19 protein-coding genes are annotated in these 19754 nt (G+C 58.6%); 6 read left to right on the forward strand and 13 right to left on the reverse strand.

Going from position 1 to position 19754, the window contains the following annotated elements; genetic code table 11:
- Positions 1 to 34: 34 nt before the first annotated feature.
- The 12 genes from IT775_RS09490 to IT775_RS09545 form a co-directional block, all read right to left on the reverse strand.
- On the reverse strand, positions 35 to 790 hold the full coding sequence (locus IT775_RS09490) for an SDR family NAD(P)-dependent oxidoreductase (protein ID WP_212700860.1): 756 nt from the start codon (positions 788 to 790) through the stop codon (positions 35 to 37).
- Positions 787 to 1503 (reverse strand): SDR family NAD(P)-dependent oxidoreductase, encoded by a 717-nt coding sequence (locus IT775_RS09495; RefSeq protein WP_212700861.1) that lies wholly within the window; start codon positions 1501 to 1503, stop codon positions 787 to 789. Before IT775_RS09495 ends, IT775_RS09490 begins: the two co-directional genes overlap by 4 nt.
- The gene (locus tag IT775_RS09500; protein WP_212700862.1) at positions 1500 to 2351 is read right to left on the reverse strand and encodes an ABC transporter permease; all 852 of its coding nucleotides are present in this window, start codon (positions 2349 to 2351) and stop codon (positions 1500 to 1502) included. Before IT775_RS09500 ends, IT775_RS09495 begins: the two co-directional genes overlap by 4 nt.
- A gap of 3 nt (positions 2352 to 2354) precedes the next feature.
- Complete coding sequence (locus IT775_RS09505; protein ID WP_212700863.1) at positions 2355 to 3221, reverse strand: ABC transporter permease; 867 nt, start codon at positions 3219 to 3221, stop codon at positions 2355 to 2357.
- Positions 3218 to 4303 (reverse strand): ABC transporter ATP-binding protein, encoded by a 1086-nt coding sequence (locus tag IT775_RS09510; RefSeq protein WP_212700864.1) that lies wholly within the window; start codon positions 4301 to 4303, stop codon positions 3218 to 3220. The genes IT775_RS09505 and IT775_RS09510 overlap by 4 nt, the downstream gene beginning before the upstream one ends.
- A 234-nt stretch (positions 4304 to 4537) precedes the next feature.
- Positions 4538 to 5602 (reverse strand): GntR family transcriptional regulator, encoded by a 1065-nt coding sequence (locus IT775_RS09515; protein WP_212700865.1) that lies wholly within the window; start codon positions 5600 to 5602, stop codon positions 4538 to 4540.
- Positions 5518 to 6642 (reverse strand): ABC transporter substrate-binding protein, encoded by a 1125-nt coding sequence (locus tag IT775_RS09520; protein WP_246525434.1) that lies wholly within the window; start codon positions 6640 to 6642, stop codon positions 5518 to 5520. Before IT775_RS09520 ends, IT775_RS09515 begins: the two co-directional genes overlap by 85 nt.
- Before the next feature lie 305 nt (positions 6643 to 6947).
- A complete protein-coding gene (locus tag IT775_RS09525; protein ID WP_212700867.1) occupies positions 6948 to 7919 on the reverse strand; it encodes a 5-oxoprolinase subunit C family protein in 972 nt (323 codons plus the stop codon).
- Positions 7909 to 8784 (reverse strand): 5-oxoprolinase subunit B family protein, encoded by an 876-nt coding sequence (locus IT775_RS09530; RefSeq protein WP_212700868.1) that lies wholly within the window; start codon positions 8782 to 8784, stop codon positions 7909 to 7911. Before IT775_RS09530 ends, IT775_RS09525 begins: the two co-directional genes overlap by 11 nt.
- Positions 8785 to 8800: 16 nt before the next feature.
- Entirely contained in the window at positions 8801 to 10168 is a 1368-nt protein-coding gene (locus IT775_RS09535) for an acetyl-CoA carboxylase biotin carboxylase subunit (protein WP_212700869.1), read from the reverse strand.
- A gap of 2 nt (positions 10169 to 10170) precedes the next feature.
- A complete protein-coding gene (locus tag IT775_RS09540) occupies positions 10171 to 10407 on the reverse strand; it encodes an acetyl-CoA carboxylase (protein ID WP_212700870.1) in 237 nt (78 codons plus the stop codon).
- Between the two features lie 22 nt (positions 10408 to 10429).
- The gene (locus IT775_RS09545) at positions 10430 to 11212 is read right to left on the reverse strand and encodes a 5-oxoprolinase subunit PxpA (RefSeq protein WP_212700886.1); all 783 of its coding nucleotides are present in this window, start codon (positions 11210 to 11212) and stop codon (positions 10430 to 10432) included.
- A 152-nt stretch (positions 11213 to 11364) separates the two neighbouring features.
- On the opposite strand from IT775_RS09545, the gene IT775_RS09550 reads away from it, so the two are divergent.
- The 6 genes from IT775_RS09550 to IT775_RS09575 all read left to right on the forward strand — a co-directional run bounded on the left by IT775_RS09550 (position 11365) and on the right by IT775_RS09575 (position 19042).
- Entirely contained in the window at positions 11365 to 12267 is a 903-nt protein-coding gene (locus IT775_RS09550) for a LysR family transcriptional regulator (protein WP_212700871.1), read from the forward strand.
- Between the two features lie 107 nt (positions 12268 to 12374).
- Positions 12375 to 13289: an AEC family transporter gene (locus tag IT775_RS09555; RefSeq protein ID WP_212700872.1), complete on the forward strand. Its 915-nt coding sequence runs from the start codon at positions 12375 to 12377 to the stop codon at positions 13287 to 13289.
- A gap of 264 nt (positions 13290 to 13553) precedes the next feature.
- A complete protein-coding gene (locus IT775_RS09560; RefSeq protein ID WP_212700873.1) occupies positions 13554 to 13856 on the forward strand; it encodes a cupin domain-containing protein in 303 nt (100 codons plus the stop codon).
- A gap of 135 nt (positions 13857 to 13991) precedes the next feature.
- Positions 13992 to 14963 (forward strand): AraC-like ligand-binding domain-containing protein, encoded by a 972-nt coding sequence (locus IT775_RS09565; RefSeq protein ID WP_212700874.1) that lies wholly within the window; start codon positions 13992 to 13994, stop codon positions 14961 to 14963.
- Between the two features lie 86 nt (positions 14964 to 15049).
- A complete protein-coding gene (locus IT775_RS09570; protein ID WP_212700875.1) occupies positions 15050 to 17077 on the forward strand; it encodes a hydantoinase/oxoprolinase family protein in 2028 nt (675 codons plus the stop codon).
- A gap of 3 nt (positions 17078 to 17080) precedes the next feature.
- Positions 17081 to 19042 (forward strand): hydantoinase B/oxoprolinase family protein, encoded by a 1962-nt coding sequence (locus IT775_RS09575; RefSeq protein WP_212700876.1) that lies wholly within the window; start codon positions 17081 to 17083, stop codon positions 19040 to 19042.
- Positions 19043 to 19237: 195 nt separating this feature from the next.
- Here IT775_RS09575 and IT775_RS09580 read toward each other — a convergent pair.
- Positions 19238 to 19754 (reverse strand): hypothetical protein (locus tag IT775_RS09580; RefSeq protein WP_212700877.1); only part of this gene is annotated, 517 nt, incomplete at its 5' end.

Consider the following 19754-nt stretch of genomic DNA (forward strand, 5'->3'; position numbering starts at 1 on the left):
ATTGTTATTTGGAAGGCTGCCCTTCTTCGTGTGTTCAGTAGCGCCCGACCGTAAGCCCACCGTCCACAGTAATGACCTGTCCCGTCAGATACCGAGCAGCATCTGACGCCAGGAATTTCACGACATCCGCGATGTCATCCGGTTGCCCGATGCGACCAAGAGGAACGATATCGCCCACGGTCTTGGCGCCCTCGGGGCCGAGTGAGTGTTTCTCGGACAAAAGTTGCGCGGTGCGAATATATCCCGGTGCGACACCATTTACCCGAACGCCATGGCCTCCAAGTTCTACCGCCAGACCACGCACAAGGCCAACCACGCCGGCCTTTGCAGACGAATAGTGCACATGTTCATCCCAGCCATAAGCAACGCCCATAATTGAGGACAGGCAGACGATCGCGCCGCTGCCGCGCGCCTTCATGTTAGCAACCGCAGGCCGGATTACACGTAGCATGCCCTTGAGGTCGATATCGAAGGTATGGTCCCATTTTTCGTCGGTCAGCTGTTCCAGCGGGACCCGGTGGGCGATACCTGCATTGGCGACAATCGTGTCGATCCGTCCGAACCGGGTTTCGATATCCTTGACGACCGCTTTGGCACGGTCCGTGTCGCGGACATCAAGGTGCTGGAACTCGGCCTCGCCCCCGGCATTGCGGATTTCCTGGACGACGCTGCGGCCATCATCTTCGAGCACGTCGGTTACTACGACATGATCACCGCGTGCCGCCAGTGCTTTGGCCGTCGCGCGTCCGATACCGATGCCCGCGCCGGTGATCAATGAAACTGATGTCATAGCATTACGTCTCCCGAGTTTGGCGACAGCGTCTGGCCCACGTAGAGGCGCGCCGAGTCTGAACAAAGAAATGCAACTGTTTCGGCGACATCTTCGGGCTCTCCGAAGTGTCCCAGTGGAAGTTCGGCAGCCTTCGCCGTGCGCCATTCTTCCGAAAGCGCGCGCACCAGAGGCGTGTTGATTGGGCCGGGGGCCACCGCGTTGACCCGCACGCCCTGGATCGAAACCTCGCGGGCCAGTGCCTTGGTCATGCCGATGATCCCTGCCTTCGCCGCAGAGTAGTGCACCAGCTCAACTCCGCCGATCTGCCCGAGTTGAGAGGCCATGTTCACCACGCATCCCGACTTTCGCGCGATCATGTGAGGCAGCACAGCACGGGAGCACAGGAACGTGCCACGCAGGTGCACCGCGATCATGCGATCGAAATCCGCGGGCTCCAGGTCGACGAAGCGGGCTTGATGAACGTGACCCGCGTTGTTGACCAAGTGGCTGGGCGCGCCGTATTCCGAGAGGCAGGTCTCTACCAGGCGCGCAACGTCGGCCTCGTTCGAGACATCGCCCTGCACTGCAAAGCCGCCGATCTTCTCGGCCGCGGCTTTCGCGGCGTCGCCGTCGTAGTCGTTCACGACTACGTTGAAGTCCATCGAGGCGAGCTTCGTTGCAATGGCGAGGCCAATCCCTGATCCCGCACCTGTAACGATCACGGTGTTCATGAGATATCTTCCTGCATTGCGATCTTCTTGGCGCGCCGCACGCTCAGCGCCATCAGGATGCCGTAGACGCTGAGCAGGGCGAACGAGAACAGGGTCGTCATGACGCCAAACGCAAAGATGTTGGGGTGAATCTCGACCGAGAAGGTGCCGTAGATCGCCAGTGGCAATGTCTGGTCGCGCCCCGAGGCAAACAGGGTCCGTGGGAATTCATCGAAGCTGAGCGTGAAGGCGAACAGCATCGCCGACAGGACACCTGGGAAAATCAGCGGAAATGTCACCTTCCGGAATGTCGTGATGGGCGAGACGCCCAGCGACCACGACGCCTCTTCTACAGAGCCGTCAAAACGGTTGAGGATCGCGAGCATCACCAGGAAGGCGAACGGGAACGTATAAACCACGTGGGCGACGAAGGCCGTGCTCCACCAGTGGCGCTCGATCCCGACCACGTTATTGGCCAGAAGCGAGGTGCCAAGGCCGGTCAGAACGCCGGGCACCATCATACCGAGAACGATCAAGTAGAACACTAGCCCGGCGCCGCGGAACCGCTTGCGGAAAGCCTGCGCAGCCATCACGCCCAAGACTGTGGATGTCACCATCGTCATAAAGGCCAACGTCAGCGAGCGCACCAAAGCTTCTCCCACCGGCAGCGGAGCGATCCGCGACGGAGGTGTCAGCCCGAACAGATGTTTGTACCAGTAGGTTGACCATTCGATGATCGGAAACTGGGGGCCACCCTCCGGGCCCTGCTGAAAGGACAAGATGCCCAGCACGATGAACGGACCGTAGAGAAACAGTATGAACAAACCGGCATAGACGGCTAGGACGGGTTTCAGAACCTTAGATTCCATCGCTCAAATCTCCCGTTTCAGATCGACGATACGGAGAAAACCCGCGACGACGATGCCCAGTAGGATGGTCAGAATCACCCCGACGACAGAGGCCATGGCCCATTTCAGAGATCCCACTTGGGTGACGATGATGTTGCCCAGCAGGTTCACCTTGCGCCCGGACAAAGCCCCGGAGGTGGCAAATTCGCCCAGAACCATGACGCTGACGAAGATGGCGCCGACGACGACACCGGGCAGGCTGAGCGGAAAAATTATCTTCCAGAAAATTCGTCCAAACCCTGCGCCCAGATCGCGCGCTGCCTCGATGATGTTGCGGTCGATCCGTCCAAGCATGAAGGCGATCGGCCCGACCATGAAGACCACGTAGATCTGGGTCATGCCAATGATCACCGAGAGCTCCGAGAAAAGCAACACTTCGATCGGCGTGTCGATGAGGCCGATTTTCTGGAGAATGATGTTGATCGCTCCCTCTTTGCCCAGCATGGGGCGCCATGCCAGCACCCGAATAAGGAAGGACGTCCAGAACGGGATGACACACAGGACAAGCAGGACCGTCGATACGGTTTTACTTTTTACCAGAAGGCCGACGTAAAGCGCCGCTGGGTAGCCGACGATGAACGTCAGCGTCAGGACGATCAGCCACAGCCGGATCGTCGTCCAGAGCGCACCGACATAGGCCTCGGACGCAAAGAAGTTCCGCCAGCTGTCCAATGTCAGGGTGGAATTGATCGCAAAGGTCGTTTGCGTCCAGAACGAGACGTAGACGATCATCATGATCGGTGCGACCAGGAACAGGATCATCCAGACCACGCCCGGGGCAAGCAGCTGGAACGAGTGCGTCTTTTTAGTATTGGTGCCTGCAGCGCTCATCTTGCTAACTCCTTGCCGAATACGATGGCCTGTTCGGGGCTCCACGACAGGACGTAATCCCGGCCGACTTCCAGATCGCGCGGCTCTCCCAAGCTGAGATGATGGTCAACCTCGACCGTCTTGTTATCTTCGGTTTCGAACAGGAAAACGATCGACGACCCGAGGTATTCGCTTGCAAGGTAGCGTGCCGGCAGGGCGGGCCCTGGCAGATCGGTGGAGCCAGTGTCGAATATCTGCGTACGGTCATACCGGATCGCATAGACGTCGGTTTCGTTGGCTCTCGCCCCCGAAACCGGCACTGAGCCGAAAGCTCCGTGAAAGACGCCATCCTTTAACGTGCCGTCGAAAAGATTGAACCTGTTCAGAAACAGCGCGACGTCCGAAATGATCGGGGCATCGTAAATCTCCTCCGGCGTTCCGAACTGAACGATCCTGCCCGAGTCCAGAACAGCGACCTTGTCGCCCATGGCCAGGGCTTCTGTTTCGCTGCCGGTCACGTGAAGGAAGGTCACGTCCAGCCGTTCGCGGATCGTGCGCAGTTCGGTTTGCATGCGCTCGCGCAAGTTAGCGTCCAGCGCGCCCAGCGGTTCGTCGAGCAGAACAAGCTTGGGCTGCATCACAAGCGAACGCGCCAGTGCCACGCGTTGCTTCTGGCCGCCTGAAATCTGGTCCGGATTGCGATCTTCAAGCCCGGTCAGCCCCACCATTTCGATGGTCTCTTTGACGCGTTGGATGATTTCGGCCTCGGGAGGATTGATCGCTCCGTTGCGCAGGCCGAAAGCCACGTTCTCGAATATCGTGAGGTGCGGGAACAGGGCGAAATTCTGGAAAACGAATCCGATGCCGCGCTCGTGCGCCGGTAAATCGGTGATGTCCCGCCCCTGAAACCAGATGCGCCCCGAATCAGGCGCCTCGAAGCCCGCGATCACGCGCAACAGAGACGTCTTTCCCGATCCCGAAGGCCCCAGAAGCGAAATGTAGCTGTTGTCTTCTGCGGTGAAATCAATGCTGTCCAGCGCGGTCAGATTTCCATATCTGCGCGTGACGCCGTCAAGTCGGAAGATAGGATCACTCTGCTTCATCAAGCCCTCATTGTTGCGAACGCATACCGGTTTCGAGCGGCGCGGTCCGTTTTGGGCACCTAGGTTTGCGCCTCAAAACAAAATGTATAACGTATGAAATAACTGATTAGGATTTGTTGCAAGAGTCATCTTTGCCAATTTCAGGCCCAGATAAGACGATCTAAACTAGAAAATATGTCGAAACCTCAAGAAATCGGCCTCTAAAAAAATGAATCACGCATACAGTATCCGTTTTCACACCCGAGTCAGATATTTTGGAATCGACTCGCTCTCGGGGATCAGCGCCACGATCTTCAGTCTGGCCAGACTTTTATAGGACAGGATGCGCAAATGTTCCCTGAGATACTCGGTCGACGCGCTGATCTGGCGCGATCCGATCAGTTCGAACAGGGTACCGTACTGTTCCAGGGCGACTGTATCCACCGGAAGGCCCAGGTCGCTCAGAGCCTTGTCCATCGCCGACAGCAGCAGCCGGTTGTTGGCGATGATCTCGACCAGGGCGCTGTTCGGGGCACGGCCCAGACAGTGCCGCATCAGAGCATCCTCCAGTGCGGCCGCATCCTTGATCTGGCCGTTTTCGATCTGCGCAGAAATTCGCGCGATTTGCGCATGGTCGATGAAATCGGCCGCCATCCGCAGCGCGGCTGGTTCCATGATGCTGCGCAGCTCGAACTTCTCGCGCAACGTCCGCGCGGTCAGAGGACCCGCCAGCCAATGCGAGGTCGCCCCCTTGCGTATCAGGCCACGCTCATTTAGCCGACTCAGCACATCGCGCGCCACGGTACGGCTGACGCCCAGTTGATTTGCCAGCTCTGTTTCGATCACCCGGAACTCGCCAAAGATCTGGCAGGCGGCTATTTCCGCTTCGACCATGTCATACACCCTGATCCAGGTGCCGCGAACGGCAAGTGAAGACCGCGAGGCTGGCGGTATTTCGAAATCGAACTCATCCAAAGGTTTCCGGATCGGCGCCGGGCTGTTGGTGCCCTGGCCCACAAGGTAGCCGCGCCCGCGGAAACGGTGGATCAATCCTTCGGCGTATAGAATTCGCAAAGACGCCTGCACCGGCGCGCGGCTTGTCTGCATCAGCTTGGCGATCGGGCCTTCGACCAGGACAAGGCCGTCGGGCAACCGCCCGGAAACGATGTTATGGCGCAAAACCCGGCTGATGGTTTCGTACAGGGGTTCCTGACCTGGGCTTTTGGGCTTTGACGTCATTGCGCGGAACTCCCCAGGGAGGCGATGAACCGTTTCCAGGCGCGCGCCGCGTAATTGTATTCGTCCATCACCGTATTCCACAGAGCGATCCGGCTGACGCGCTCGCGGTAGGCACCGCCGGGACGCCGCCGGCCCGCACGGACCGCGACCCTGCCGTCCGGACCTTTCAGGTCGCATCGAGCCACGTCCCCGTCGTACCAATATCCCCATTCCTCGGGGCTCAGGTATTCGCGCACGCCTTCCGCGTTGGTCATGTAGTGCCCCTGTCTAGCCATCACGGCCCCGGCAGGGCCCGAAAGCCACCAGTTCAGGTACTCATAAGCCATGTCGAGCTTGGGGCCCGTCAGATGCCGCGCCAGCGATGCGCCGCCGTGCCAGGCGCGATAACCTTCGCGGGGGCAGCTTTCGCAGAACGTGGCCTCCATCGCACCAAGGTTGCTATACGAGGGCGACCACATACTTTGTACCGACACCCGGTCCGCATGGACCAGCGCTTCGGCCTGATTGGGGGTCAGCCAACTGCCGACAAAGAAACCCTGCTGGCGCAGCGTTTCGAGCAAGCCCATAAGGTTGTCGATCTCTTCTACGGTCATGTTGCCGATATCGTTGAAAGTGAGATCGCCATTCGCTTCAGCCGCGAGGGCGACGTCGAATATGCCGATTGCGGGCTCGTCAACCAAAGCGATCCGCCCTCGGGCTCTGCGGTCCAGAAGCCAGGCCCAGCTTGAGCCTTCTGCGCCTTCGTTCCCGAAAAGGCGGCGGTCAAAGCCGAAACTATCGACGTTATGTGCCGTCGGTAACATGCTGATCGTGGGCATCGGCTGCTGGCCAAGCGTGCCGTCAGGTTGGACGTATAACTTGCGGACCGGGGCGTCGCCGTGGCCTTGCCACGTATACTTACTGATGCCGCCCGCTTTGGCGAGATCGCCGATATTGTCCCATTGCTTTATGCGGCTGGTTTCGATCGGCTGAAGCGCCCCCCAGAACCAGACGATATCGAGATTGTGAAAGCACTGTTCGTAGATGTCGTAATTCAGCGGATCAATTGCCGCCCGGCGCTGGCAGGTCAGGAAATCCAGTGACTCATGTTCGATATCGAACCCGAGATCCGCCACCGCCATCTGACGCACTTCTTCCAGCAGAGTTACATCGGTGCCCCGTATCCGCAGGACGCGCCGCTTGGATTGCGGCGGTGATGTGAGTTTGTCCGGTTTTCGAGGCGTGTCAGACATGGAGCACTGGTTTCCCTAACGCGGGGCAGGCATCGACCCCAACCTAGATATTTGGCCTGCGTTGCCAGACCGAAAATGCCTCTTTCAGGCTGGTACGGGATAAGTCGGCCGTTTACTAGGAATGTCGTTCTCAAGCGGTCGGTCTGTCCGGCGCCTGCAGGCTGGGCGGGGCGCCGGACGCTTTCGTGGCTGCACTAGCCCAGATGGGTCCGCACTTCGGCAAGCATCTTCTTGCGTGCGGCCCGGGCAGCCAGGGCTTCGTCCATATCGACTTTGCGGAACTTGACGGGGGTATGCGGTGGCAGTTGTCCAATCAGGTCCATATCCGCCGAGATGATAGCCCCAAGCGTGAAATACCCACCCCCGGACACCGCGTCGCGGTGCAGGACGATCGGTTCAAGCCCGCCGGGCACCTGAATGGAGCCGTAGGAATAACAACCATCCACGATGTTGGATGGGTCAGCGCCGGCACCGAAGGGTTGCTCGCGCTCGACGAATTCGAGTGGCTTGCCCCCCTTGAACCGGTATCCCATGCGATCCGCTTCGAGCGCCACCGACCAGTCATCGGCAAAGAAACCTTCTTGCGCGGCCGGGGTCAGGCGGTGCCAATAAAGTCCCGGCAGGACACGCAGTTCGGTCGGTTTCCCCGGCAGGCGTCGCAGGTTTTCGGGCACGTTCAGCCCGGCTTCGATCGTGTCCGCCTCACCCAAGGGGATGACATCGCCAGCCTGAATGTTGCGGCCGTCGACGCCACCTAGTGCACCGATGGGATAGGTGGACCGGCTGCCAAGAGCAGGGGGAGTGTCAATTCCGCCGCCTATGGCGACATAGGCCCGTGCACCGGACTTCAGAAAGTCGAAGCTCAGGGTCTGGCCAGCCTTGACTTCGAACGCGGTCCAGCCTTCCTGGGCGACACCGTCGACCTTGGGGGGCAGGTCCGCACCGGTCACGGCAACTAGCGCATCCCTTTCGAACTCTATCGTCGGGCCCATGAAGACAACTTCCAGCCCTGCCGCACCTTCGGGATTGCCGACCAGCATGTTGGCAACGCGCAGCGCGAAACGGTCCATCGCGCCGCCGATCGGAATGCCAAGGTGGAAATAGCCGGGGCGGCCCAAGTCCTGAATCGACGTCGACAGGCCGGGTTGAATGACTTTAAGCGACATTGAGCGCCTCCATCAGTTTGGCATTGGTTCCGGGCATATCCGCATTGAATGCGTCCAGGTCGAATTCAACTTCGGCGATTCGGGGCACGTAGGTATCCGCCTCGACCTCGGTCAGGATGCGGTCGTATTCTGCGCGGTCTATCGGCTTCCACTTCACGATGTCACCCGGCTTGAAGAAGACCATGAAGTCGCTGAGGTAGCTTTGCTTCTGCTTGGGGTCGAAGATCGGCATCGGTGTCACGCCGAACATCTGATAGCCGCCAGCGCCCCGCACCGAGTAGATGCAGGAAAAACAGCCGCCATAGCCAACCGTCTGTTTGGGGGTGTCAGTGCGCGGGCGCAGGTACTTGGGAACCTGAAGCTGTTTTTCGCGCTCGACCAGCTGATAGAGGAACGGCAGGCCCGCAACGAAACCCACCATCGACACGAACCAGGGTTGCGAGTGATGCGCCTCGATGAAGGCTTCGACACTGTCGAATCCGTTGATCCGCGCCGCATAATCCAGGTCCGTTCCCGACGGATCCTGGTGGCGTTCGCGAAACCGCATCAACGTCTCATGCGTCCACGGATCTTGGTAGTAGACCGGGATTTCGATGATACGGGTCGTGAGGCGCTTTTCCGCGTTCTCGGCCCGGTGTTCCAGTTCCTTGATTTTCGCCATCATCTCGTCTGGCGCGATCACATCCGGGTCGAACCGGACCTGGAACGATGCGTTCGCGGGACAGATTTCCGTCACGCCCTTGATGTTGGCCTCACGCACCGCATTGCTCATCGACAAGGATTTGAAAAAGGCATCGAGCGACATTTCATCATCCATCTCGATATAGATGTGTTCGTCGCCGCCATAGGTATAGCGTGTCTTCACGATGTTCCTCCTGTGGTTAGGGAGTTGGTTTGAGATTGCCCGCAGTCAGCCACGGTTCCAGCCATTGCGTGTGGAAATCGTCCGCTTGCACGGAAGGATCCCGGGCCAAGGCAAGATGCAATGGTTTCGTTGTCTTGATACCGCCGATCTCGAGTTCCTCGAGCGCGGAAGCCATCATGCCGATGGCGGTGTCCCGGTCCTTGCCATGCACTATCAGCTTGCCCAGAAGGGAATCGTAGAACGGCGGTATCGTGTAGCCTTCATAAAGGAAGTGATCGAAACGGATGCCATCCCCCTGTGGGACGCGCAATGCGCCGACCTGTCCCGGAAAGGGCAGAAACTGCATGAACGGGTCTTCGGCGTTCACGCGCACCTCGATGGCGTGGCCGGTACGGGTGATGTCCGCTTGGGTCTGCCGCAGTTTGCCGCCACCGGCCACGTGGATCATTTCCTGCACCAAGTCGATGCCTGTAAGCATTTCGGTGACCGGATGCTCCACCTGGATGCGGGTGTTCATCTCGATGAAGAAGAACTCCTTGGTTTTGCTGTCGTAAAGATACTCGAGCGTTCCGGCGCCCACATAGTTCACGGCCTTGGCCAACGCCACGGCAGTATCGCACAGATGGGCGCGCGTACTTTCTTCAAGACATGCAGCGCCCGCTTCTTCCCAAACTTTCTGGCGACGACGCTGCATTGAGCATTCGCGCTCGAAAAAGTGAACCGCGTCTGTGCCGTCCCCCATGATCTGCACCTCGATATGGCGGGGTGAGATGATCGCGCGTTCCAGATAAAGGCCGCCGTCGCCGAATGCCGCGTTGGCCTCGGCTTGCGCCTGCGGCGCCATCTTGCGAAGCTCCTCTTCGGTCTGGGCGATACGGATGCCTCGGCCACCGCCTCCTGCGGCGGCCTTGATCATCACTGGATAGCCAATTTCGGCGGCCACATTCACCGCGTCCTCCACCGTATCCAGCCGTCCCTTCGATCCGGGCACCACGGGGACCCCTGCGGCCATCGCAGCCTGCCGCGCGGCCACCTTGTCGCCCATCCGGTCGATGGTATCCGCCGAGGGGCCGATAAACGTGATGCCCGCAGTCTCCAAAGCGCGCGCGAACTGCGCGTTCTCGGCCATGAAGCCGTAGCCAGGATGCACCGCGTCGGCTTTGGTCGACTGCGCCGCCGCGACGACAGCGTCGATATTGAGATAAGACTGCGCCGCATGCGCCGGTCCGATGCAGACGGCTTCATCCGCCATGCGCACCGCCAGCATATTGGCGTCAGCCTCGGAATGAGCCTGGATCGTGTGGAGACCCATCGCCTTGGCGGCACGAATGATTCTCACCGCGATTTCGCCACGGTTGGCAATCAGCAAGCGCTCGATCGGCATTTTCAGTCCTCGAGCTCCGCTAGGGGCTCGCCCGCGTTGATCGCTGCGCCGTTTTCAACCTTATACCCGTTGAATGTGCCCGCGTTTTCGGCCTTGACTTCGATGAAGGTCTTCATGACTTCGATCAGCCCGATGGTGTCGCCTTGCGCGACCGCGTCGCCCGGTTGTTTGTACAGCGGCTCGCCCGGGGCTGCCTGCGTGTAGAAGGTGCCGGGGACGGGGGAAAGAACCTGTGCCATTTAGGTCTCCTGTTGGATGATGTTATTGAGGGGTTTTAACGATTTCTGCCGCGGGAGCGATACGGATGCCCGCATCCTGCAGGCCGTTCCGGATGGCCTGACCCATCAACAATGCGCCGGGCGTATCGGAGTGAAAGCAGATAGACTCGAACTCGATTTCGATCTCGTCGCCTTCGACCGTTGTGACCTTGCCGGTTTTGCAGGCCTTCACGCATTTCGCCGCGATCTGCGCAGGATCGGGACGGTCGACTTGACGACGAAAGACGATTGAGCCCGAATTGTCGTAGTCCCTGTCCGCGTAGAATTCCCGGATTACCGGATGTCCGGCTCTTTTCGCCGCGGCATAGGTCTTTGATATACCCATGCAGAAAAGAAACGTGTCGGGGCTGGTGCCCTGCAGCGTATCGACCAGCATTTGCGATAGGTCCTCATTAACTGCAGCTTCCATATAGAGTGCGCCATGCAGTTTGACATGCTGCAGCGGGGCACCGTGACGCCGCCCGAATTCGCGAATGGCTCCGATTTGGTAGATGATATCATTGATGAGCTCGGCTGTGGTCGTCTTTATGTAACGACGTCCAAATCCCTGAAGATCAGCATAGCCCGGATGCGCACCAAGACCCACGCCGTGCTCCTGCGCCAGCTTGACTACGCGATCCATGGAGTTGGGATCTCCCGCATGAAAGCCGGCTGCAATGTTGGCCGAGCTGACGATCTGCATGATCTCATCATCAGGGGCGTCGCCCAGTTGCCATTGGCCGAAGCCTTCACCCATGTCGCAATTAAGATCGACTGCTTCTTTCATGGTCACGTCCTCCTGTTGGAATGCCCATACCACTTCTGTTGGCATGCTCATACCATCGCGATTCGGAGCGAAATTGGTATTTCTTTTTTTCATTGATGCATTATTGAATTTTCAGATACCTTTATGGAATTGCGAGAGAGGTGGAAAATTCCATGAATTTCAGACAGTTGAAGTACTTTGTTGCGACAGCTGACACTGGACAGATCAGCCGGGCGGCCAAGTTGCTGTCGATTTCGCAATCTTCGGTCACCGGATCCGTGCGCGAACTTGAGCAAATATTGGGCACTTCGCTGTTCAATCGCCGGGCACATGGGATGGAACTGACAAAGGCCGGCCGGGAATTCCTGCAGGTCGCGCGCGACATTCTCGAAAAGGTGGACGCGGCGCACCAGATTAACCGCGGCACGTCGGATATTAGCGGAAGCCTCAGGCTTGCCGCGACCTACACTGTGATCGGGTATTTCCTGCCCTACCACTTGGGGCGGCTTGCGCAGCTCTTCCCGCGCATTGATATCCAGATCGTCGAATTGGACCGGCAGAGTATAGAAGCACAACTGCTGACCAGTCAGATCGACATGGCGGTGGCTCTGACCTCGAACATCCACCGCGAGGGCATAGAAACGCTGACATTGTTGAAATCGCCCAGACGCGCCTGGGTGCCCGCCGGCCATCCGTTCTGCAAAAGAAGAGAGGTGTCGCTAAGCCAGCTCGCGCAGGAACCCTATGTTATGCTGACGGTGGACGAGGCGGCCCATTCGAGCATGAAATACTGGAACAGCCACGACGCCCATCCGAACATCAAACTGCGCACATCCTCAGTCGAGGCGGTCCGCTCGCTGGTCGCCAACGGGCAGGGTGTCACAATCCTGTCTGACATGGTCTATCGGCCGTGGTCGCTTGAGGGGCGTCGCATCGAAACGGTGCCTATGGACGTGGAAATTCCGACGATGGATGTGGGGCTCGCATTCAATCGCGCCACGGCGCTAACACCCACAATGAAGGCGCTGAAATCGTATTTTTCCTCCAGTTTTCTGTCGCCCAAACTGCAATTCTGAACAGTGCCGACTTGTGCTTAGGCGATGCATCGATAATAAGATCGCGCCATGGTCATCTGCCCCGACACCCCTGTGCGCGTCACGCCGGGCTTTTCGAAAGTTGCCCCATGATTGTCGGACTTGGATTGATCGCCCCCTTCTTTCTTTACATCATTGTCGGGGTCGTTGCCCAAACCCTCTTGCGGCACAGTGCCGAGCAGCAGCGCTGGCTGGACGCGTTCATTTTCTACGTGGCCTTGCCAGCGCTGCTGTTTCAGTCTGTTCGGATCGTGCCGCCCGGTGCATACAGCTTGCTTGGCTTTCTTGCGATAACCACCGCGATCACGGGTACGATGTTCGCGCTGGGCTGGCTAATCGGCAGGAGGAACGAAACCGGCGATCATCCGGCCGTTTTCGGCCTGGCCGCCAGCTATTCGAACATCGGGTACATGGGGCCGGCCCTGACGGTCGCGGTTCTTGGTCCCGAGGCGGGCGCGCCGGCGGCCTTTATCTTTTGCGCCGACGTATTGCTTATCTTCAGCATCTGGCCACTGATGATCGGCACCGGTGCGCGGGGAGCGACGCGCATCGTCCAGTCCCTGCGCAAGGTCCTCACCCATCCTTTCATCCTGGCGACTCTGGCCGGGCTGATCTTTGCGCGTTCCGGGGGCGCGTTGCCCGCCTTCATCGACACGCCCCTGACCGGGTTTCAGAACGCAGCCGCCCCCGCTGCGCTTTTCTCGCTCGGTCTGACTTTAGCTCGCAGCCGGGCAGGACGATTGGAGCACCGGCTGGCGGCCTGCCTTGCGGCGAAATTGGTCGGCCACCCGCTTGCGGTTGCCTTGGCTTTTACGCTGATTTCGGGTTTCGATCCGGTCTGGGTTGCGACCGCAATTATAATGGGGGCATTGCCACCGGCCGCCAATGTCTACGTTATGGCCCGTGCAGAAGGGATCAGCGTATCGCTCTCTGCGCGCACGGTCCTTTACGGAACGGCCCTTTCCGCGATGACACTGCCGGTCGTGATTTCCCTGCTCACCTGAGGTTTCGACGAGCTGCGTGTTTAGTGGGGGATGATCGCATTGCCGCCGGGCTTTCCCTCCCTTGCCAGTCTACTTTGGCGTTGCGTGGCGGCAGCAAACGCCACGGTGACAAGGTGGAAAACCGCGCACCTCTGATGTGGTGCTTTTCAATTGCATTCGACTGGGGCCAAACTGATGGTTAGCATATGCGCAATGGCCGCCGATGCCGTTGGGTAGAATGGCCTTTGAGGGCGGTGAAGGACATGTAAGCGGAAAGGGTGAATAATGTGCAATTCAACCGATAAGGGGACGGCGACGCCGAAGGTTCTTGTCGACAACGCGCGGACGCGCGTGACGGAATGGCGCTTTGCGCAACGCGGCGACAACACGGGTTGGCACCGGCACGAATACGATTACGTCGTGGTGCCAATGCAAGACGGTGTTCTGCAGATCGTCGATAAGAATGGCGACACCACACTTTCTGAGTTGAAGGCGGGTGTGCCCTATTTCCGGAAACTCGGCGTGGAACACGATGTGAGAAACGGCAACGATTTCGAGTTCGCCTTTATCGAAGTCGAGTTTCTCTAGGCTGCAAAGAGGTAGCGCACGCAGGTTGCAAACTTTTATGCGTAAATCACCAAGTTTTCTGGGCATCAGCGGCTAAGGTTTGTCGAACACCAAGGGAACAATGCTTGCGATGCTCATTCTGACCGGGGGGAGAGGATGTTTTTTTCTACCGACCATTGTGAAGATATCGACAAGAACAAGGTGTGGTCTGAGACTCTGTCGAGCACCTATTTTCCGCTGTCCGCGGAATGCCGGAACCCGGTGGATTTCAAGGGCAATCTGAAATCCTGGGCGCTCGGCGTCGTGGGGCTTTCCGAGATGGAGTGCGATAGCGTCATGTACCGTCGCAACAAGAGCCATTTCAAAGAGGAGAAAGACAACAGCCTGCTGATCACGATACCGCATAGAGTTGACGTGCATTTCCAACAGTCCTCGCGTCAGACCAGTTGCGGGCCTGGCAGTTTCCTCGTCGAGCGGGGCGACATGCCCTACGAGTTCTCTCATGCCCAGCGAAACAAGCTCTGGGTGCTGAAGGTGCCGACATCCAGCGTGCAATCCCGCCTCGGCCCCACCGATCGGCTGGGTGCGCTGACTTTCGACGCAACATCCGGGATAGGCTCGTATTTCGTGGGTGCGGTGCGCAATGCCCTGGAAAGTATAGATGCCATCGACAGCGCGGCGCGCGAGATGGCTGGCCAGCACCTGCTGGACTTGCTTTGCCTGTCGATGCGAAGCGACGACCGTATCCTCGATAGCGCGTCGTCCAGTATTCGCGCCGCGCATTTGCAGCGCGCGGAACAATTCATTCGCGACAACCTCGCGAACCCGAACCTCAATTCTCAGATGGTCGCGGAATCCTGTGGGATATCATTGCGGTATCTCCAGGGCCTGTTCGCCGAAAACGACTACTCGGTCGTGGGCTACATTCGCGAGCAGCGGCTGGCCCGCTGCCACGAAACGCTGAGGATGGTGCACGAGTCGTCAACCTTGGCACAGATCGCGCACAGGTGGGGTTTCTACGATCAGGCGCAGTTCTGCAAGTATTACAGGGTTAAATACGGATGTACGCCTTCGGACACGCGTAAGAACACGCGGGTGGAGGCGGCAGTCACTTCCGGCAAGCACTAGGAAACCGGTCGGGCATCGGTGCCGCGGTGTTGTCGGAGAATGTTTTTCGGGCGTCCAGCACGCACACAACAGGATGGGAATGTTTGATGACAAAAACCAGAGTCGCCGTGGATGTCGGTGGTACGTTTACCGATGTCTGTATAATGGACGAGCAATCCGGCCAGATCCGGATCGAAAAGACGCCGTCGACACCCGATGATCCCATGCGCGCCATCATGACCGGCGTGTCCGACGCGAATGTGGACCTAGCGGACGTCACGATGTTCTCGCACGGTACCACCGTCGCCACGAACGCGCTGATCACCCGCAAGCTTCCGCGCGTTGCGATGGTCTGTACCGAAGGCTTTCGGGATGTCGTGGAGATACGCCGCTCCAACAAGGAAGACTTGTGGGATACCTACAAGGACGTCGCCAAACCGTATATCCCGCGCCGTGATCGCCTGACGGTCAAGGAACGCGTTGATGCAGCCGGAAAGGTTTTGCAAAAGCTGGATGAAGAGGACGCGCGCCGAGTGGCCACGATCCTGAAAAGGCGCGGTGTTCAGGCGATTGCGGTCTGCTTCATCAACTCGTACGTGAACAACGAGAACGAAGTGCGCATGCGCGCCATCCTGCGCGAGATCATGCCCGATGTTCATATATCGATCTCGTCAGATATCATGCCTGAGATCTTCGAACACGAACGGTTTTCGACCACCATGGTCAACGCCGCCGTGTCGCCGGTCGTGGTCGACTATGTCTCTCGGCTCGGCGACAAGCTTGAGGCCGGCGGATACCAGCGCGACCTTCTGCTTCTTCACTCCGGCGGGGGCGTCATGACACCGGCGAGCGTCAAGGATTTCGCGGCACGCCTCGCTGGCTCGGGGATCGCGGCAGGGGCCATCGCCAGCCGTTTCATAGGCAATCTCTGCGGCTATGAGAATTCCATTGGTTTCGACATGGGCGGCACCAGCACCGACGTGTCCCTGACCTACCGCGGCGAGGCCACAGTAACCAAGGACTGGTATATCGAATACGGCTATCCCATCCGGTTTCCCAGCATCGAGGTTCTGACGATCGGCGCCGGCGGGGGCTCGCTCGCCTGGAAAGACGAAGGCGGTTCGCTGCGCAACGGTCCGCAGTCTGCGGGCGCCAATCCAGGGCCGGCCTGTTATTCGAACGGGAACGAAGTTGCCACCAATACCGATGCGAACGTGGTGCTTGGCCGGCTGGGGCGCAGTCTGGCGGGCGGGGATATCACCCTCGATCCCGCGCTGGCCGAAGCGGCCGTGCGCGCGACGGTGGCCGAACCGTTCGGCATGGAATTGCACGAGGCGGCGGAGGCGATCATCGATGTCGCCAACGCCAACATGGCGAACGCCGTGCGGCTTTTGTCGATCAGCCGCGGGCACGATCCGCGTGACTTTGCGCTTGTCGCCTTCGGAGGAGCCGGCGCATTGCACGGCGCGGCTGTGGCCAAGGAACTGTCGATCCCGGTTGTCATCGTGCCGCCGAACCCGGGCGTGACGTCGGCCATGGGGTGCCTGCTGGTCGACATCCAGCACGACTTTTCCGACAGCTTCATGGCGGATGCGTCTACGACCTCGGCTGAAGATCTAGAAGCGGCCTTTTCCAAGATCGAGGAAGAGGCCATCGAACGGCTGCGCCATGAAGGCGTATCGCCCGAGAATACCGTTCTGCAACGCTCGGTCGAGATGATGTACCAGGGCCAATGGCGCTCGCTTGCCGTCTCGGCGCCATCCAAAATCATCGATACGCAGGACCTGGTGAATAGCTTTCACAACGAACACGAGCGCGAATACAATTTCCGCCGTGAAGACGCCCCCGTCAGCATCTTTCGCGTCGGTGTCAAGGCGACTGGCGTCGTTCAGAAGGCCGAACTGCCGTCTTTCGAGGTGGTCCAGCACACGCCCGAGCCGACTGGCACGCGCGACGTGTGGTTCAAAGGTGAGAAACGCCAGGCATCGACTTACGATCGCGCGCAGATGAAGGCCGGAGCGGAATTCGCCGGGCCTGCGATCGTGGAGCAGGTCGACTCGACCGTCGTCGTCCCGCCCGAGGCCACCGCCAAGGTTGACCAATACTTGAACATTCTTATCCGCGTGGGAGCCTGAGCCATGAATAGCACAACCAAACAAGAATTGGACCCGGTCACGTTCGAAGTTCTCAAGAACTCGTTCATCACCTCGGTCGACCAAATGGCCGAGCAGATGCTCAGAACCTGCTATTCTTTCGTGATCTACAACCGCGATTTCTCGAACGGCCTGCATGACGCCGAGGGAAATTGCGTCGCGCAGGGCAATGCTGACATAGCGGTGCATGTCGGCACGCTTCACTACACCTGCAAGGACGTGATTCGCGCTTTCAGGGGTGACATGTATCCAGGTGATGTCTACGCGATTAACGATCCCTATGCGGGCGGCACGCATTTCAGTGATGTCCGCCTTATCCGCCCAATCTTTGACGAAGAAACGCTGATTGGTTTTTCCCAGTCCAACGGCCATTGGTCGGATTTGGGCGGATCGGTCCCCGGTTCGTTCAACGTGACAGCGCACGAAATGTTTGGTGAAGCCGTGCGAATTACGCCAATCCGCCTGTTTCACAAGGGGAAGTTCTGTTCTGACGTTGCAAACATGATCGCGGCCAATACGCGTGACCCCGCCTCCATAATCGGGGATATCCATTCACAGGCTCAGGCCACCCAAGTGGCAGAACGCGAGCTTCACCGTCTGGTGGGCAAGTATGGCCGTGATCAGGTCACCAGCGGTATGGATGCGGTGCAGGACTATGTCGAACGCGCTGTGCGGCAGCGGATTGCGGATCTGCCTGACGGTACTTGGGAGTCGGTGGATTATATCGACCGTGATCCTGGCGCGGGCGAGGGAATGATCCCGATCCACATCAAGATGACAATCAAGGGTGACCAGATCACCTATGATTTCGAGGGCAGCCATCCGACAATTGCCTCGATTTACAATTCCGCTGCTGGGGCGACCTTCTCGGCGGTTGTGGCGGGGATGAAAACCTTTTTCCCCGATCTTCCGCTCAACAGCGGTTTCTACCGCATGGTAGAGGTGAAGGCGCCGAAGAACAGCGTCGTGAGTGCCGAGTGGCCCGTGGCCGTTACCGGTTTCCTGATGCCATTTGAAAAGATCATGAACGCGATCTTCGAGATGTGGTCGCAGATCATGCCAGAACGAGCAATTGCCTGCGCTTTCAACCTGGAATACCTGCTTGCCGGAGGTAATGATCTGCGCAAGCCGGAAAAGCCGATTTACATGTTCTACGAATGGTTGCCAGGCGGCTGGGGCGGGCGTAATGGCAAAGACGGCAGTGATGTTACTACGGCCTGTTTCGGGACCGGCTTGATGTCGCAGCCTTCCGAAGGAAACGAACGTGTGAACCCAACACGTGCGGACGAATTCCAGATCAAGCAGGACAGCCCCGGACCCGGAAAATGGCGGGGCGGTGCAGGTGTCATAAAGGCATCAACGCTGTTGGAAGCCGACAACACCGTGATGTCTTACATCTGCGACCGCGAGCGTGCCGTCGTCTGGGGTATTGAAGGTGGCCTGCCGTCGATGCCACACGGCCTGATGGTCGAGCATGCCGAAACTCGTGAACAAAAGTGGCTCGGCTCGGTGTTCTCGAACTATAAGATCAAGAGCGGTGACAAGTTCACTCGGCCCACCGCGGGCGGTGGGGGGTATGGTGACCCGCTGGAGCGCGACCCCGAGCGCGTTCGCCAGGACGTGATAGACGAATACGTCTCTGTCGAACGGGCAGAACTGGACTATGGAGTGGTGATCAAAGTAATCGACACCGACATGCTGGACTATGAACTGGACTTGGAAGCGACAGAAAAGGCCCGCGCCCATATTCGGGCCAACCGGGTCGGCTGGGCGCGCATGAATCCCGAAAAGGTCGCCCAGATGTACAAGGACGGTGAAATCAATGAGATGGACGCGGTGCGCAGATATGCAGTCATTCTGGATTGGGGAACCGGAGAGTTGATGTCCAATTCGACAAAACAGTTTCGCGAAAGCTTCGAAAAAAGATCTGTCGCACACTGGACGTGATGGCATTGTGGCTCGGTTGAATTTCCGGGCCACGTTTTTTGCCAAGCTCTCTGAAAAAGGGAATTGGCTTTGGGCTGGCAGGTGTCGTGGCGGTCGCTAGTGGCAAGGTCAATGTAAATGAGTGAAGAACAAAGGAATTGTCCACTGGCCATATTTTCTCGCGCCTCATGTAACGGCGGAAGTTCATTCAAGCGGTCATCCAGGCCAGATGCTGCATCCACAGGGGAGTAGCGCAACGGATGGTTCATAGAACCTTAGGGTAAAGAGGCGCCCGACTAAGTAATGCCTATTCCAGCACTTCATCTCCGTCGCGGGCGGCTGCGCGTTTGTCGGCAGACGTTTGGCCATGTTGTGCTCGTCGCTGCCACGCTCGAAGCGGCTTTCGTAGAAGTCGAGTACCATTGCGTTTTCTTTGGCGGTTAGCAAGCCATCCGCGGAGAGCCCCTCGATGATGCTGCGGCGTTGCTGATCAGACATTTTGCCATAGTAGGTTTCCATGATTTTTTCGGTGGTATGGCCAAGATTGAGGGACAAGGCTTTACGGTCTTTGGGAGAGGTGCTGAGCTCGTCCCCAAGCACCTTAAGTGTATCGCGTGCCGAGTGAGGCGTACAGTTGCGCCCGATAAGGGATGTGGTGACCTGCCACGGGATTTTTCCACCATTTGGAACTAGAGTCCGCCCCAACATGAGGACGGACAATGAAACGAACGAG

It is taken from the genome of Thalassovita aquimarina (assembly GCF_018219815.1).
GTDB classification, from domain to species: Bacteria; Pseudomonadota; Alphaproteobacteria; order Rhodobacterales; family Rhodobacteraceae; genus Thalassobius; species Thalassobius aquimarinus.